This window comes from Castellaniella sp. UC4447_H14 (assembly GCF_052978285.1).
The window spans coordinates 2,719,124-2,734,703 of record NZ_CM129666.1; the positions used below are offsets into that span (position 1 = coordinate 2,719,124).

Genomic DNA, 15,580 nt, shown 5'->3' on the forward strand with positions numbered 1-15,580 from the left:
GGGGCCGGTGCCAGGAAATATCGTGTTGGGTTCCGGATCGCGGGATCACTTCGATCCGCGCAAGGCCTGGACGTCTTTGGGCTGCACGACAGGGTCTGGGCCCTTGCCGGCGTTGTCCCAGGCGTTGCGGGTGTACGTAATGACGGCTGCCAGCTGCGTATCGGACAGTTGGTCGCGGAATGCCGGCATTGCGGTACCCGGGTGGCCGTTGAGTTCGGTGAGGATTTGACCCTTCATGGGGGCCAGCACGAATTTGGTGTCGCCGTTCAGGGCCGGGAATGTGCCCGGAATGCCCTGGCCGTTGGCCTGGTGGCATGCCACACAGGTGGTGGTGAAGACTTCCTTGCCCTGGGCGATGAGTTCGTCCTTGGTCCAGGTCTTGTTGGGGTCCTCGGCTGAGGCGGCCATGGCCGTCTTTTGCTGCTTGGCCCATTGCGCGTAGTCTTCCGCGGACTTCACCTCGACGACGACGGGCATGTAGGCGTGGTTCTTGCCGCAAAGTTCCGAGCATTGGCCCCGGTAGGTACCCGTCTTCTCCGCGCGGAACCAGGTGTCGCGCAGATATCCGGGGATCGCGTCCTGCTTGACGCCGAAGTCGGGGACGGCCCAGGAGTGGATCACGTCTTCGGCCGTGAGCACGATGCGCACTTTCTTGTTGACCGGCACCACCAGCGGATGGTCGACTTCCATCAGGTAGGTGTTGCTCTTGGGCTCCTGGTTGTTGATCTGCGCCACGGGCGTGGACAGGTTGGACAGGAAATGCACGCCTGCCGCGGGACCGTCCAGGTAGTCGTAGCCCCACTTCCATTGGTAGCCGGTGACCTTGACGGTCAGGTCCGCGCTGCTGGTGTCTTTCATGGCCACCACGGTACGCGTCGACGGGATGGCCATGCTGACGATGATGAGGAAAGGCACGATGGTCCAGGTCAGCTCCACCGCCATGTTTTCATCGAACTTGGCGGCCTTGTGGCCTCGCGACTTGCGGTGCATGACGATGGAATACAGCATCGTGCCGAAGACGCCGATGAAGATGATCGTACAGATGATCATGATCATCCAATTGAGATCATAGATATCGTGCGAGATCGGCGTGACCCCGAAGGGGAGATTGAGTTGATCGACCCCCGGCCCACCCGGCATGTCCTTCACTTCCGCGCCGGCAAGGGCCGCCCATGACAGTGCGACCATGCCCAACAACCCTCTGACCATCTTCATGCTGTCCCTCTGGTTGGAGTGTGTTTACAGAGGCAGGTTGTCTTTCGTCAGACAGCGGCGAAAGGGCGACGAGCCCCGAGCACACATCATCGGATCATCAGGCATTCGAGCGGGCGCTGGCGCCCGTGCCTGAGATTTCCTTATAAGCAGAGGGGATTATAGCGAAGGGACCCGCCTTGTACAGGCCGGCCCAGGGCCTATTTTCCGGCTGTTCGGGGTTTTTACCAATCCCTTGCGGCCTTCCACTACAATCTGCGGATGGATTCAACCACCGCCGTATTTGCCTTGGACGACGTGCTGTCACGCAGCGCACGCCTGGTGCGCCGCGCGCAGCAGCTCCCTCCGGCAGGCGCCCGGCCCGTGACGATTTCAGGCCGCGTCGGAGGCTGGATCGCACCGCGTGCGCTGGAGTCCATCCGCGCCTTGCCGGGCGTGGATGTCGAAGACGAAGCGGTCCATATCCGCGCGGCTTCGACGGGCGGCCTGGGCCTGGAGTCCGTGCTGCGCGGTGTGGCGCAAACGCTGCAGGCGGCCGGCTGCATTCGCGCCTGGCGCGACGAACAGGTGGACGTGGTGGCCGAAGGCCGCTGCTTTTCCCGCATCGAACGCGGCGCCACGCGGCCGCTGGGACTGCTCACGCAGGCCGTGCATCTGAATGCCTGGACGCCGGACGGGCGGTTGTGGGTGGCCCGTCGTTCGCTGAGCAAACCGACAGATCCGGGGTTGTGGGACACACTTTCCGGCGGGCTGGTTTCAGCCGGCGAAGAGCTGGAAACGGCGCTGTTGCGCGAGACCTACGAAGAAGCCGGCCTGCCGGCCGTGGCGCTCGCCGATCACGCGCCGCTGCGCACGGTCGTGCGCATGCACCGGCGGTTGCCCGATGGCTACCAGGTCGAAAACGTGCTCGTCAGCGATTGCGTGCTGGATGCCGGCGCCGTCCCGAGAAACCTCGATGGCGAGGTCATGGAATTCAGGTGTGTGGCGGCCGGCCCGCTTCAGGACCTGCTCGCGCAGGGTGCCTTCTCCCTGGAAGCGGAACTCTGCGTCCTGGATTCGTTGCGTCATCGGCTTCAGGATCCACTGGTGGCCATTTCCCACTAGACTTTTACTGTGCCGGCATGGTGCCGGCGGAGGTGCTCCCATGGCACAAGACAAAACCAATCCGTTTGTATTGCCCGGCTTTGGCCAGCAGGGTGATGCCGCCCAGAATCCGCTTTTCGCCGGCCTGGAGATGATGCGCCAGACCTGGCAGACCATGGCGGGCGCGGGGGGGTTGAATGCGGCCATGATGCCGCCGATGTCGCTCGAAGATCTCGAGCGCCGCATCCGTGAGCTGCAGACGGTGCAGAACTGGCTGCAGCTCAATGCGACCATGCTGGCCAGCACCATCCAGGGCCTGGAAATCCAGCGCAGCACGGTGGCGACGTTGAAATCACTGGCTGACCAGGGCCGGGCGGGCGCTGCGGCGGTGGCGGAGGCTTCCGCCCATGCCGGCGGGCCGGCCTACACCCAGGCCGCCGAAGACTGGTGGAATCTCCTTCGCCAGCAGTTCGATGGTCTGGCGGCGGCTACGACGGCCAGCTTTCAGGGGGTGGCCGACGCGGCCAAGACCGCTTCGGCGGCGGCGCCCAAAAAGGCTGCCGCCGCGCGCAAGACCTCCACCGACCGCAAGTCCGCATCGGGCGCGGCGACGGCCCGGGGAACCGCCCGCGGCTCGCGCAAGCCTCGCCACTGATTCCCGTGCCCCGTGGGGACACGGGTGCCGTCCATGCGGTTGCCGGGTGGCCCGCATGGGCGGTGTCTCGCCGCCACTCTTTTGTGTGGACAAATTTTCATGCTGAACATCATCATTCTGGCCGCGGGTCTGGGCAAGCGCATGCAGTCCGATCTGCCGAAGGTCCTGCATCCGATTGCCGGCAAGCCCATGCTGGGGCACGTTCTGGAAACGGCCCGCGCCCTGACGCCCGAGCGCATCGTGGTCGTGGTGGGCCATGGAGCCGCGCGCGTCCAGACCACTTTCGCGGGCGCCGATGTGGCCTTCGCCCTGCAGCAGCCCCAACAGGGTACTGGCCATGCCGTGATGCAGGCCCTGCCCTATCTGGTCGGCGGCGACCGCGATGACGATGCGTGCCTGGTGCTGTATGGCGACGTTCCTCTGGTGCAGCCGGCGACTCTGCGCGCCCTGCTGCAGGCGCGCGGCGCGGGCCTCGCGCTGCTCACCGAGACGCTGGCCGATCCGACCGGGTATGGCCGCATCCTCAGGGATGCGGAACGGCGCATCACGCGCATCGTGGAGCACAAGGACGCTTCCGCCGGGGAGCGCGCCGTCAACGAGGTCAATACCGGCATTCTGGCGGCCCCCACGGCGGCACTGCGCCGCTGGCTCGCGCAGATCGACAATCGCAACGCCCAGGGCGAGTACTATCTGACCGACATCGTTGGGCTGGCCGTCCGCGACGGCGTGCCGGTGGCCCATGCGCAGCCGTCGGCGCCCTGGGAGACGCTGGGCGTCAACAGCCGCATCCAGCAGGCGCAGCTCGAGCGCATCTGGCAAGGCGAACAGGCGCGCCGCCTGCTGGAGCAGGGCGTGACGCTGGCGGATCCGGCGCGCTTCGATGTGCGGGGCGACCTCGTCTGCGGGCGCGATGTGTTCATTGACGTGGGATGCGTGTTCGAGGGCCGGGTGCGGCTGGCGGACGGCGTGCGGATCGGGCCGCACTGCGTCGTGAGCGATGCCGACGTCGGTCCGGGCGCCACGCTCGCCGCCTTCACCCACGTCGAGGGCGCCCAGGTGGGCGCGGACGCGCGTATCGGCCCTTATGCCCGCCTGCGCCCGGGGGCCGACGTCGGTCCGGAGGCGCACGTGGGCAATTTCGTGGAACTCAAGAAAACCGCGCTGGGCCGCGGCTCCAAGGCCAACCACCTCAGCTATCTCGGCGATTCGGTGATTGGCGAGCGGGTCAACATCGGCGCCGGCACCATCACGTGCAATTACGATGGTGTCAACAAATTCCAGACCGTGATCGAGGACGACGCCTTCATCGGGTCCGATACGCAGCTCGTGGCGCCGGTGCGGGTGGGGCGCGGGGCGACGTTGGGCGCGGGCACGACGCTCACGCGGAATGCGCCTGAGGGCGAGCTGACATTGTCGCGGGCGAAGCAGGTGTCCATCCCGGGCTGGAAACGCCCCGTGCGCAAGTCCTGAGGGAACATCGGGCGGATGCGCGTCCTGCAGATCAATCTGGAACGCGGCTGGCGGGGCGGGGAACGCCAGACGCTATTGACCTTGCAGGGTCTAAGGGCTGCCGGCCACGAGGCCGAGTTGCTGGCGCGTTCGGGCGGCGCGCTGGCCGAGCGCGCGGTGGCGTGCGGGATCCCGGTGCATGCATGCCAGGGCAGCCTGGGGATGTCGCGCTTCCTGCTGGTCGCTGGCCGTCGCTATGATCTGTGGCATGCGCAGACGGCACAGGCCATGAGCATTCTGGCCGCATGGCGGCCGTTGCTGGGGGTTCCCGTGGTCTTCACCCGGCGCACGGCCTTTGCCGCGCGCGGTGGCGATCGCCGCCGGCGCTGGAAATGGTCGCGCGCCGATGCCCTGGTCGCCATCAGCCAGGCGGCCGCGCAGGCGCCTCACGAGCTGGGCTTGCCCGTGCGCGTGATCCCGAGCGCCGTGGAGGCGACGCTGCCGGACCCGGCCCGCGTCGAGGCCCTGCGGGCGGCTTTCTCCCTGGAAGGCCGGCGTATCGTGGTCACTGCGGCGGCGCTCAGCCCCGAAAAGGATCCACTGACCCTGATCGAGGCCGTGGCCCGCGTGCGCGAATCGGTTCCGGATGTTCTGTGTCTGCATTGCGGGGCGGACGGCGCGGCGGCCGCGTCAGCGCGCGAGCGGGCCATGGCCCTCGGCCTGCGGGATCACTATCGCTTCGTCGGATTTCAGCCGCATGTGGCGGATTTTCTGGCCGTTGCGGAACTCTACGTCAGCAGTTCCCGCCATGAGGCGCTGGGTACCAGTGTGCTGGACGCCTGTCTGGCCGGTTTGCCGGTGGTGGCGACCGACGTGGGCGGCCACCGCGAGACGCTGGCGCCGGATCGCGGCCTGCTGGTGCCGGCTGGGGATGCCGCCGCCCTGGCGCGCAAGATGCTCTGGGTGCTGACACATCGTGATGTCGCGCAGGCCATGGCGCAACGCGCGCAAGCCTACGTGGCCGACGCCTATTCGGTGCCGGCGATGGTGGCCAGCTATCAGGAACTGTATGCCGCGCTGTTGCGCGGGCGGCGCTAGCAGCCTCGGAAAGCTTCGCGGCGCCCGCTTTCGGGTCGGCGGTTTGCGGCGCCCCGAGCGCTGTTTCGGGCGCCGGGCGGCCCGCTAGAGCGCCTTCAGCGCCTTGCGGTAATGGGTGGCGCGAGCCGAATAGCTCTCCGCGCTGTGTTCCAGCGCAGCCACCTCTTCATCGGTGAGTATGCGGGCGACCCTGGCGGGCGCGCCCAGGATCAGGGAACGCTCCGGGAACGTCTTGCCCTCGGTGACCAGCGCGCCCGCCCCCACCAGGCAGTGGCGGCCGATCACGGCGCCGTTGAGCACCACGGCCTGGATGCCGATGAGCGATCCGTCCTGGATGGTGCAGCCGTGCAGCATGGCCTGGTGCCCGATCGTCACGTTGCGCCCGACGCGCAGGGGCCAGCCCCGATCCACGTGCAGCACCGCGTTTTCCTGCACATTGCTGCCTTCGCCGATGTTGATGGGCTCGTTGTCGGCCCGTATGACGGCGCCGGGCCAGATGCTGCTGCCCGCCTCCAAGGTGACGGCCCCGATGAGTGTGGCCTCGGGAGCCACGAAAGCGGAAGGGTCGATGCTGGGTTCGATGTCGTCCAGCGAATAGCAGGTCATGGTACGGTCTCCGAAGGTGAGGGATCCCCGGGACAGAAGGGGATTTTGATCGTAGCATGCCTATAATCGCGCCATGACGACCCGCATCCTCATCGTACGTACGTCCTCGCTGGGCGATCTGGTACATCTGCTGCCTGCCGTGAGCGATATTGCCGCCCACGTGACGGATGCCCGCATCGACTGGGTCGCCGAGGAAAGCTTCGCCGAGATTCCCGGGTGGCACCCTGCCGTGCATGAGGTCATCCCTGTGGCACATCGCCGGTGGCGCAGGCACTGGTGGGCGCCGCAAACCCGGCGCGAGCGCGCGGCCTTGCGCGAGCGCCTGGGATCGCACCCGTACGACGTGGTGCTGGACATGCAGGCGCTGATGAAATCGGTCTGGCTGGTCCGGCAGACCCGGGGCGTACGCCACGGCCTGGACTGGAAGTCGGCGCGCGAGCCGCTGGCCTCCCTGTTCTACGACGTGCGCCATCGGGTGGAATTCTGGCAACCGGCCATTATTCGCCAGCGCACGCTGGCGGCGGCCACCTTCGGCTATGCCATCGAGGGGCCCGCCGATTTCGGCCTGCGGGCGCTCACCGAGGGCGTGGCGGTCGAACCGACGGCGCTGATCATGCCCTCGGCCAGCCGCGACGACAAGCTGTGGCCGGACGCGGACTGGCAGCAGGTGTTCGATGACCTGCAGGGCCGCGGTCTGGCGCTGCGGCTGCTGGCCGGCAACGACACAGAGCAGGCGCGGGCGCAGGCGCTGATCCGCGGGCGCAGCGGGGCCGAGGTCCTGCCGCGCATGGGCCTGCGTTCTGTCGCGGAGCACCTGGCGCGGGCGCGGATCATGGTGGGCCTGGACAGTGGTCTCACGCATCTGAGCGCGGGTCTGGGCCGCCCCACGATAGGCATCTACCGCGCGTCCACCCCTGTACGCACCCCCCTGCAGGGACCTGCCTATGTTGCCAGTCTGGGCGAGCGTGGCCAGGCGCCCGACGCGGCCCGAGTGCGCGCCGCCATCGCCGAGGCGCTGGATGATGCCAGAGACGGCGCCGCGCGCCAGGCGGTCGGGTGAAGTGATTCGCTGGCTCTATTCCATTCTGCTGGTGCTGGCCTCACCGCTGTTGCTGGCCGGGATGGCGCTGCGGGCGCGCCGCGCGGGGGGCGACTGGGAGGTCCTGGGACGCGAGCGTTTTGGCGGATATGCGGATGGCCCGGCAGTGCCCGCGGGTGCTGTCTGGGTGCATGCCGTCAGTCTGGGCGAGACCCGCGCGGCGCAACCGTTCATCCGGATGCTGCTGGATCGCGGCCATTGCGTACTGCTTACCCACCTGACGGCGACCGGGCGCGCAGAGGGCGGGCGCGCCTACGCCCGCGACATCGCAGCCGGGCGCTTGCGGCAAGTCTGGCTGCCCTATGATTTCCCCGGTGCGACCCGGCGCTTCATGCGTTGCCATCGTCCGGCCGTGGGGATACTGATCGAGCGCGAACTCTGGCCCAATCTGGTGCACGCCGCGGCGGCCGAGAGTATTCCGTTGGTGCTGGCCAGCGCGCGCATGTCGGCGGCTTCGCTGCGCCAGAATCTTCGCCTGGGCTGGCTCATGCGCCCGACCTATGCGACCCTGAGCCGGACTTATGCGCAGTCAGGGGCCGACGCGCAGCGTCTGGAACAGGTGGGGGCAGCCGCTGTCAGCATCTCGGGCAATTTCAAGTTCGATCTTCGTGTGGATGCTGAGCGCGTGGCGCGCGGCCGTGACTTTGCGGCACGCTTGTCGCGCCCCGTCGTCGTGATTGCCAGCACGCGCGAGAGCGAAGATGCCGCGTTCGTGGCCGCGATGCGCTCGTGGGCGGAGCGGTGGCGGGCTCAGGACGTGGCCGTTGAAAACCGGCCTCTCTTCATCCTGATCCCCCGGCATCCGCAGCGCTTTGACGAGGCGGCCGGCCTGCTGGAGTCGGCTGGCCTGTCGTTCGTGCGGCGCACCCGGCTGGTGGATCTGGAAGATGCATCGGACGCATCCGATGCCGCAGTGCAGGCATGCCGCGCGCATGAAGTGATGCTGGGCGATACCCTGGGAGAAATGCCGTGGTACTACGGGTGCGCCCTGGTGGCGATCGTGGGAGGCAGCTTCGCCCCGCTGGGCGGGCAGAATTTCATTGAAGCCAGTGCGCTCGGGTGCCCGGTGCTGGTCGGGCCTCATGTGGCCAATTTCGAGCAGGCGGCGAAGGACGCGCTGCAGGCCGGCGCCGTGCGCCAGGCGCAGACGCCCGAGGAGGCGTTGCAGTGCGCCCTGCATTGGCTGGACGACGATGCGCTGCGGGCCCGCATGGGCGAGGCGGCCTTGCGCTGGATTGGCCAGCACACCGGGGCAGTGGCCCGCGTGGTGGCCGGCGTGGAGGCACTGATCCGCGAGCGGGAGGTCAGTCCAGGCTGAGATTGTGGTATTTGCGCCCGAAGGCCACGGTGGCGCGGAAAAACCCTTCTTTGCTGCCGCAGTCATAGCGGTCGCCGACGTAGCGGTGCGCAAACACCGGGCGATGGTTCAGCAGTGCGGAGATCGCGTCGGTGAGCTGGATTTCCCGGCCCACGCCGGCCCGCGTGCGGCGCAGGACGTCGAAGATTTCCGGCTCGAGAACGTAGCGGCCCACGACCGCCATGTTCGAAGGGGCATCTTCGGGGGCGGGTTTTTCGATGATGCTTTCCACACGGGTGTTGCGCCCGTCCACCGGCGTCCCGGCCACCATCCCGTATTTCCGGGAATCCTTGATGTCGATGGTCTGGATGGCGAGCACGCTGCCATCGTGCTGGTGAGCGGCATCGACGAGCTGGCGCGTCACGGCGGTGTCGGCATCCAGCAGGTCATCGGCCAGCAGGACGGCAAAGGGTTCGTTGCCCACGATGGGTGCTGCGCACAATACGGCGTGTCCCAGGCCCAACGGCTGGGATTGCCGGGTGTAGATGCAGTTGACGTGGCTGGGCAGCACGCCGCGCACGGCGGCCAGCAGTGCGTGCTTGCCTTTGGCTTCGAGGTCGGCCTCCAACTCCGGCGCGCGGTCGAAGTGATCCTCGATGGCGCGCTTGTTGCGCCCCGTGACGAAGATCAGTTCCGTGATGCCCGCAGCCAGCGCTTCTTCGACGGCGTACTGGATGAGCGGCCGATCCACGATGGGCAACATTTCCTTGGGCATGGCTTTGGTGGCGGGCAAGAATCGGGTGCCCATGCCGGCCACCGGGAAAACGGCTTTGCGGATTGGTTTCATCGTTGGGTGGTGATTTCGGGCGGCAACGGCGTACCCAGCGTCAGGGCCTGCTGGTTGCGTTGCGACAGCGGGCGGGGCTCACGGCCTTGTTCGGCGGGCGGTGGGCCGAAGAAGCCCTGTCCGTAGGCGAGGAGCGCTACGTTGGCAACGACGGCAAGGCTGATCAGGAATCGCATGGCCGGAAAATGGGTGGAACGATGCGTTGAGTATATCAACCCCTGCGAGGAGCCTGTTGGTGCAGCCAGGCGAGTCCGTCCAGCACGGGTGCGTCCAGCCACTCAGGGGGCTGGCGGGGTTGCCCCGCATCGGCCTGGGCATCCGCCAGTACCCGGCTGACGTCGTCGCCCACGGTGGGCCAGCCGCCGCCCGTCACATACACCCGAGGGGGCCGCTGGGACGTGCGCCGGGCGAGCTGCCACTGGCGCAGCAGGGCTCCGCCCTGGGCGGCTGCAATGCCGCTGGCGATGGCGCTGTGGGTGTCGGCCGGGAAATCGCGGCAAGGGCCTCCGGCCAGGGGAAGCTGCGCTGTGCCGTCGGCCAGGCTGTGTGCCATCAGTGTCACGCCGGGCAGGATCAGGCCGCCCAGAAAGGCCGCCGGCGGCTGCTGGCCCGTGGCCCGCCGCAGCGTATCGACCGTTGTGGCGGTCCCGAAGCTCGCCAGGATGTAAGGGGTGTCCGCTGTCCAGTCGGATTGGCGCGCGATGCGCCGCAGCAGCCCCAGCAGGGCCAGCCAGCGGTCCGCTCCCAGACGCGCCGGCTGGGCATACGGATTGTGCAGCAGGCCCGTGCCGTCGCGGGCGTCCTTCCATTCGATGGCAAGGCCCCAATGCTCGCGGCAGGCCTCTTCCAGGGGGGCGGTGAGATCCGCGCCGGCGACGTTGGAGCCCAGGATGCGCTGGGGAGGCTCCGAAAAGCTGTGGATCAGGCCTGATGGATCGGAGTAGTCCAGCGGCTGGGAAGGTGTGCGGTGCCCGTTCGGGCCGTTGTCCAGCCAGGCGAACTTTGCGCGCGTGTTGCCGGCGTCGATCAGCAGGATCATGGACGGACCCGAACCGAGATTTCGCCCATGGATATTTCGTGCAGGCCGCTCGCGTTGCGCACCAGCAGCCGACCCTGGGCGTCAATGCCGCAGGCGGCCCCGGTTTTCAGCAGGCGGCCATCGTCGAGCACGTCCAGCATCTGGCCGGTCAGCCCATCGACCTGCGCGTAGCGCTGCGGCAGATCCCCGAAGCCGCGCGCTGTCGCCTCGTTCAGGGCCTCGAACCATGCCATGGCGGTGCTGGCGACGAGCTCGTCGGGAGCCATGGCAGCCGCCCTGGAGTCCTGGCCCGCGATCTCGGCCCAGTCGGCGATGCGGCGGTGCAGCGAGTCGGAGAGGTCACGGCCGTCCAGCAGATTCATTCCCATGCCGATGATGATCAGGTGATGGTCGGCCGCCTGGGCCGTTCCCGACCGGGTACTTTCGATCAGGATGCCGGCGAGCTTGGCCTGATCCCACAGCAAGTCGTTGGGCCACTTCATCGTCAGTCGTCCCCCCACGCGCTCGCCGATCCGGCTGCGCAGCGCCTCGCAGGTGGCCATCCCGATCAGCGGAGCCAGCGTGGGCAACTGCCGGCCGGGGAGAAACACGTCGAATGCGCAGGAAAACATCAGGGTCGCGCCGGCGCGGTTCTGCCAGGTGCGGCCCATCCGGCCGCGCCCCCGCGTCTGCATATGAGCCCCCAGCAGCCAGGGACGCGTCATGGGTCCCATGGGGTCCCGGGCACGGGCGAGCAGGTCCCCATTGGTGGACCCCGTCTGTGCGACCCAGGCGACCTGCGCGAAACGGGGCAGCGCGTCCCTCAGGGTACGGGTCATCGTTTCGGGCGGGGGCATGAGCCGGGCCGGATCGAAGAAGGAGTCGGGCATGGGTGGGTAGAATGTAGCCTGTCGAGCTTCGAAATGATCGCAGCCATGAGTTTACGTACAGAACAGTGGGTCTGCCAGGGGTTGGCCGGGAGCATCGAGTGCATCGTGGACCATCCCGAGCGCGACCCCGTGGGCTGGGCGCTGGTGCTGCACCCGCACCCGCTCTATGGCGGCACGCGCGACAACAAGGTCGTGACCACCCTCGGCCGTGCCTGCGTCCAGCAGGGGCTGCTGTGCGTGCGTCCGAATTTTCGCGGCGTGGGCTCATCCCAGGGAACGTTCGACGGGGCTGTGGGCGAGACTGCCGATATGGTGAGCTGCGTCGAGCAGATTCGTGCGACCTGGCCGAATGCGGCGACGGGGCCCTGGGTGCTGGCGGGGTTTTCGTTTGGCTCGGCGGTGGCTGCACAGCTCTATGCCGAGCTGGCCGATCGGGATCTGCCGTTGCCGGCGCGTCTGGCGCTGATCGGCTGCGCGGTGGAGCGTTTTCGCTATCGGCCGCTGGAGATGCCGCGGCGGACGCTGGTGATTCACGGCGAAACCGACGAGGTCGTGCCCCTGTCCGAAGGTATGGACTTTGCGCGGGCCCATCAGTTGCCGCTGACGATCGTGCCGGATGCCGGCCACTTTTTCCATGGCAAGCTGCTCATCCTGCGTCAGATCATCGAAGATTCGCTGTCAGGGCTTGCGTGTCCCTGAGCCCGCTGGCACAAGCGCTGAAGCGGATCAGGGCTCATCCCTGACGGGGCGGCGAGCCGCGCCGGCAAAGGAAGGTTCCGGTATATGGTTTCAGTTGCTTGCGTTTTGTCGCGATTTGGTCGCGATGGCTTCCGATTAGAATTTTGTGGCTGCCTATAATGACCGCTTTCCGCCCGCCTTCCTTGAGTCCCCGCTCATGACATCGAATTCTCCCGCCCTGTTGTTCCGTCGCCGACTTTGCGCCGTGGCGCTCGCCTTGAGCACTGCCTTCGCGATGCCGGGGGCCGCCTGGTCGCAGGCAGCTCCCGCCGCGTCGGGCGCGGCGGCTCCGGCAGCGGGCACCCAGCCCGCCGCCCCGCAGACGGCAGAACCCGATCTGGATATGGTGAGTGCGCTGTCGAACATCCCGGCGCCTACGCTGGGCGCCAAGGCGTGGCTCACGCTGGACGCCACCAGCGGACAGATCATCGCCGCCCAGAATCCTCAGGAAGCCATCGAACCGGCATCGCTGACCAAGCTCATGTCGGACTATGTCATCTTCATTGCCCTGGATAGCGGCCGGCTGAAGCTTGACCAGCAAGTCCATATTTCGGAGAAGGCCTGGAAGACTGAAGGTTCGCGCATGTTCATCAAGCCCAACACGGACGTGGTGGTGGATGACCTGCTGCAGGGCATGATCGTGCAATCCGGCAATGACGCCACCGTGGCGCTTGCCGAAGCGGTCGCCGGCAGCGAGTCGGCATTTGCCGCCCTGATGAACGAGGAGGCGCGGAAGCTGGGGATGACGCATACCCACTACGTCAATTCCACGGGCTTGCCGGATCCCAACCACGTCACCACCGTGCAGGACCTGGCAATCCTGGCCCGTGCGCTGGTACAGCGGTTTCCGCAATACATGCATTACTTCAGCCAGAAGGAATTCACCTGGAACAACATCAAGCAGAGCAACCGGAACCGGCTGCTGTGGGCGGACCAGACGGTGGACGGCCTGAAGACCGGCCATACCCAGGCCGCGGGCTATTGCCTGATCTCGACCGCGCTGCGCGATGGACGTCGCGTCGTGTCAGTGGTGGTAGGTACGGCCAGCGACGCGGCCCGCACTGAAAGCAGCCTCAAGCTGCTGAACTGGAGCTTCAAGAACTTCGACACGGTGAAGCTGCTGGACAAGACCAAGCCTGCCGTGTCGGCGCGTGTCTGGGAAGGTACGTCCGAGACCGTGAATCTGGGCGTCTCCAAAGCGCTGTGGGTCACCGTGCCGCGCGGCAAGGCGGACGACATCAAGACCGAGGCGCGTTACACGCAGCCGCTGATGGCGCCGCTCACCCAGGGCAGCCGCGCGGGCGCGCTGGTCGTGACCCTGGGCGACAAAGTCTTGCGCCAGGAGCCGCTGATCGTGGAGCAGACGGTGGGACAGGCGGGTTTCTTTGGTCGTATGATCGACAAGGTCCACCTGTTGTTCAAATGATGACGGAGTTCACCGGCCGCACGCCGTCGGCGGCGGCCGGTGCGGTCCCGTCTGATTGCGCCATGCCGATTTCATCCGAATCCCTGATCGTCTATCCCTGCGATTTCCCCATCAAGGTCATGGGCCTCGCCCAGGATGGCTTCCGGGAAGCCATTGTGCGGGTCGTGCGCGAGTTCGATCCGGGGTTCGATCCGGACTCCGTCGAGGTCCGCCCGAGTTCCGGCGGCAAGTATCTCGGGCTCACCCTGACGGTGCGCGTGCACTCCCGCGCCCAGCTCGACGATCTGTACCGTGCCCTGCATGGTCACAAGATGGTGTCCGTGGTGCTCTAGTGTCCCGTTCGGTTGATCCTGATGTTTGAATTCGGCGCCTGTGCCCCCCATACTGCGTTGCAAATCCTCGTGATAGCCCTTGCTATCACTGCGGTTCGCGCCTTGTCTGGATGGCGCATGCATCCGAATTCAAGGACACAAACCAACCGAGCGGGACACTAGTGTCCCACCTTCAAGAAAATGGAACCCCTGCCATGCGCGTCCGCTGGTGGGATCGGCCGGCACCCTATGTCCCGGTCTGGCAGGCCATGCAGGATTTCACCGAGCAGCGCACGGCCGACACGCCCGACGAGCTTTGGCTGGTGGAGCACGCGCCCGTGTACACGCTGGGCCAGGCGGGGCTCGAGTCGCACGTCCTGAATCCGCACGGTATCCCGGTGGTGCATTGCAACCGGGGGGGCCAGGTCACCTACCACGGCCCCGGGCAGGTCGTGCTGTACACGCTGGTGGATCTGCGCCGGCGGGGCGTGTTCGTCAAGGATTTTGTCCGGTTGCTGGAATCCTCGGTGCTGGAAGTGCTGGCGCGGGCCGGCGTGCGGGATCCCTGCCGCAAGCCCGGAGCGCCCGGGGTCTACGTGCCGCAGACGGCGCTGGCCGAGGGCCATGGCGATGCGCTCGCCAAGATCGCCGCTCTCGGCGTGAAGGTGCGCCGGGGCTGCGCCTACCATGGTGTGGCGCTGAACGTGGACATGGATCTGGCGCCGTTTCTGGGAATCAACCCATGCGGCTATGCTGGTCTGCAGACCGTGGACATGCGATCCTGCGGAGTGGCGGCTGATCTGGCCGCGACCGGTGAGGCGCTGGCGCGGGAATTTGCGGCAGCCTGGTCGGCGCGCCCGTAGGAGGCTAGCGCCGCGGCCCGCGCCAGAGCACGTCGGGGCTTCCGGCTTCGCGGTTCAGGACACGCGCCAGAACGAAAAACAGGTCCGAGAGCCTGTTCAGGTAATGCAGGACGCAGGCGTTGACGGTCTCGCCGCGCCCCAGGGTCACCACGGAACGTTCGGCGCGGCGCGCGATGGTGCGCGCCATATGGGCATGGGCAGCGGCGGGGCAGCCCCCGGGCAAAATGAATTCGGCCAGCGGGGGCAGCGTGGCGTTGTAATGCTTCAGTGCCTGGTCCAGGCGGGCGACTTGGGAAGCCTGCATCACCTGTGTCCCGGGAATGCATAATTCGCCGCCCAGATCGAACAGGTCCTGCTGAATCTGATCGAGCAGCGCGTCCGTGTCGGGTGGCAGCGGGTGAGTGCGCCATAGACCGATGGCGCTGTTGAGCTCGTCCACTTCGCCCAGAGCGACGATGCGCGCAGCGTCCTTGGCCACCCGGGTCTTGTCGCCCAGGCTCGTGGTGCCGTCATCCCCGGTTCGGGTGCTGACGATGGAGACGCGTATCGACATGGCGGGATTTCCGGTGGGTGGCGGTCACGCGTCGCCGGTTGTGGCGGCGCATGTTCGTGGCGCAAACCGCGTTATGCTTGAACCAGTCAAGGAGTTTAGTCCATGCATTCTTCATTCATAGGCATGCTGGCGGTGGCTGTTGCAGGAGCACCCGCCGTAGCAGCGGCCGCGCAGCCCGTCCAGGCGCAAGCCGACGGGACCGTCGTACGCGTCAATGCCGCCCAGGGCAAGATCGCGATCCGGCACGGTGCGATACCGAGGCTGGATCTGCCCGCCATGACGTTGGTCTATCACGCCCCGTCCGCGCTGCTGAAGGGCATCGCCGCCGGCGATCACGTCAGCTTCACGGCCGAGCGGGCCGACGGCCAGTATCGCATCCTCGAACTCTCGAAATAGGGCATGCGCATGGCGCCTGCCCCCGTCCGCCGATAGCGA

Annotated in this window: 18 protein-coding genes; 11 read left to right on the forward strand and 7 right to left on the reverse strand. The window is 67.0% G+C overall.

Annotated elements, in window-relative coordinates:
- Positions 1-45: 45 nt before the first annotated feature.
- Positions 46-1,215, reverse strand: a complete 1,170-nt coding sequence (gene coxB, locus ACVCMJ_RS13115; protein WP_447081837.1) for a cytochrome c oxidase subunit II — start codon at positions 1,213-1,215, stop codon at positions 46-48.
- Positions 1,216-1,473: 258 nt separating this feature from the next.
- Between coxB and ACVCMJ_RS13120 the strand changes: the two genes are divergently transcribed.
- The 4 genes from ACVCMJ_RS13120 (at position 1,474) to ACVCMJ_RS13135 (ending at position 5,497) form a co-directional block, all read left to right on the forward strand.
- A complete protein-coding gene (locus ACVCMJ_RS13120; RefSeq protein WP_447081838.1) occupies positions 1,474-2,316 on the forward strand; it encodes an NUDIX hydrolase in 843 nt (280 codons plus the stop codon).
- 40 nt (positions 2,317-2,356) lie between these two features.
- Positions 2,357-2,950: a PhaM family polyhydroxyalkanoate granule multifunctional regulatory protein gene (locus tag ACVCMJ_RS13125; protein WP_447081839.1), complete on the forward strand. Its 594-nt coding sequence runs from the start codon at positions 2,357-2,359 to the stop codon at positions 2,948-2,950.
- Between the two features lie 99 nt (positions 2,951-3,049).
- A complete protein-coding gene (gene glmU, locus ACVCMJ_RS13130; protein WP_447081840.1) occupies positions 3,050-4,420 on the forward strand; it encodes a bifunctional UDP-N-acetylglucosamine diphosphorylase/glucosamine-1-phosphate N-acetyltransferase GlmU in 1,371 nt (456 codons plus the stop codon).
- Positions 4,421-4,435: 15 nt separating this feature from the next.
- Entirely contained in the window at positions 4,436-5,497 is a 1,062-nt protein-coding gene (locus ACVCMJ_RS13135; RefSeq protein ID WP_447081841.1) for a glycosyltransferase, read from the forward strand.
- A gap of 84 nt (positions 5,498-5,581) precedes the next feature.
- Here ACVCMJ_RS13135 and ACVCMJ_RS13140 read toward each other — a convergent pair whose 3' ends face one another.
- The gene (locus ACVCMJ_RS13140; protein WP_447081842.1) at positions 5,582-6,103 is read right to left on the reverse strand and encodes a gamma carbonic anhydrase family protein; all 522 of its coding nucleotides are present in this window, start codon (positions 6,101-6,103) and stop codon (positions 5,582-5,584) included.
- Between the two features lie 73 nt (positions 6,104-6,176).
- On the opposite strand from ACVCMJ_RS13140, the gene waaC reads away from it, so the two are divergent.
- Both waaC and ACVCMJ_RS13150 read left to right on the forward strand, forming a co-directional pair.
- Positions 6,177-7,163: a lipopolysaccharide heptosyltransferase I gene (gene waaC / locus ACVCMJ_RS13145; RefSeq protein ID WP_447081843.1), complete on the forward strand. Its 987-nt coding sequence runs from the start codon at positions 6,177-6,179 to the stop codon at positions 7,161-7,163.
- On the forward strand, positions 7,123-8,520 hold the full coding sequence (locus ACVCMJ_RS13150; RefSeq protein WP_447081844.1) for a 3-deoxy-D-manno-octulosonic acid transferase: 1,398 nt from the start codon (positions 7,123-7,125) through the stop codon (positions 8,518-8,520). The genes waaC and ACVCMJ_RS13150 overlap by 41 nt, the downstream gene beginning before the upstream one ends.
- On the opposite strand, the gene galU is transcribed toward ACVCMJ_RS13150, so the two are convergent.
- The 4 genes from galU to ACVCMJ_RS13170 are packed head-to-tail and all read right to left on the reverse strand — an operon-like array spanning position 8,507 to position 11,254.
- Positions 8,507-9,346 carry a UTP--glucose-1-phosphate uridylyltransferase GalU gene (gene galU, locus ACVCMJ_RS13155; protein ID WP_447081845.1) on the reverse strand — a complete coding sequence of 280 codons (840 nt, stop codon included), beginning with the start codon at positions 9,344-9,346 and terminating at the stop codon, positions 8,507-8,509. The genes ACVCMJ_RS13150 and galU overlap by 14 nt on opposite strands.
- Complete coding sequence (locus tag ACVCMJ_RS13160; RefSeq protein ID WP_447081846.1) at positions 9,343-9,522, reverse strand: hypothetical protein; 180 nt, start codon at positions 9,520-9,522, stop codon at positions 9,343-9,345. Before ACVCMJ_RS13160 ends, galU begins: the two co-directional genes overlap by 4 nt.
- Before the next feature lie 35 nt (positions 9,523-9,557).
- Positions 9,558-10,385, reverse strand: a complete 828-nt coding sequence (locus tag ACVCMJ_RS13165) for a type III pantothenate kinase (protein WP_447081847.1) — start codon at positions 10,383-10,385, stop codon at positions 9,558-9,560.
- Positions 10,382-11,254, reverse strand: coding sequence for a biotin--[acetyl-CoA-carboxylase] ligase (locus ACVCMJ_RS13170; protein WP_447081848.1), 873 nt, complete (start codon positions 11,252-11,254; stop codon positions 10,382-10,384). The genes ACVCMJ_RS13165 and ACVCMJ_RS13170 overlap by 4 nt, the downstream gene beginning before the upstream one ends.
- 45 nt (positions 11,255-11,299) lie before the next feature.
- On the opposite strand from ACVCMJ_RS13170, the gene ACVCMJ_RS13175 reads away from it, so the two are divergent.
- From ACVCMJ_RS13175 to lipB, 4 genes are all read left to right on the forward strand, one after another.
- The gene (locus ACVCMJ_RS13175) at positions 11,300-11,953 is read left to right on the forward strand and encodes an alpha/beta hydrolase (RefSeq protein ID WP_447081849.1); all 654 of its coding nucleotides are present in this window, start codon (positions 11,300-11,302) and stop codon (positions 11,951-11,953) included.
- 196 nt (positions 11,954-12,149) lie between these two features.
- Positions 12,150-13,418, forward strand: a complete 1,269-nt coding sequence (locus ACVCMJ_RS13180; protein WP_447081850.1) for a D-alanyl-D-alanine carboxypeptidase family protein — start codon at positions 12,150-12,152, stop codon at positions 13,416-13,418.
- 62 nt (positions 13,419-13,480) lie between these two features.
- Positions 13,481-13,750: an HP0495 family protein gene (locus tag ACVCMJ_RS13185; RefSeq protein WP_447081851.1), complete on the forward strand. Its 270-nt coding sequence runs from the start codon at positions 13,481-13,483 to the stop codon at positions 13,748-13,750.
- A 194-nt stretch (positions 13,751-13,944) separates the two neighbouring features.
- Positions 13,945-14,592, forward strand: coding sequence for a lipoyl(octanoyl) transferase LipB (lipB, locus tag ACVCMJ_RS13190; protein WP_447081852.1), 648 nt, complete (start codon positions 13,945-13,947; stop codon positions 14,590-14,592).
- A gap of 4 nt (positions 14,593-14,596) precedes the next feature.
- Here the strand turns inward: lipB and ACVCMJ_RS13195 are convergent, their stop codons facing one another.
- On the reverse strand, positions 14,597-15,145 hold the full coding sequence (locus tag ACVCMJ_RS13195; protein WP_447081853.1) for a cob(I)yrinic acid a,c-diamide adenosyltransferase: 549 nt from the start codon (positions 15,143-15,145) through the stop codon (positions 14,597-14,599).
- 102 nt (positions 15,146-15,247) lie between these two features.
- On the opposite strand from ACVCMJ_RS13195, the gene ACVCMJ_RS13200 reads away from it, so the two are divergent.
- A complete protein-coding gene (locus ACVCMJ_RS13200; protein WP_447081854.1) occupies positions 15,248-15,541 on the forward strand; it encodes a copper-binding protein in 294 nt (97 codons plus the stop codon).
- The last annotated feature ends 39 nt before the right edge of the window (positions 15,542-15,580 follow it).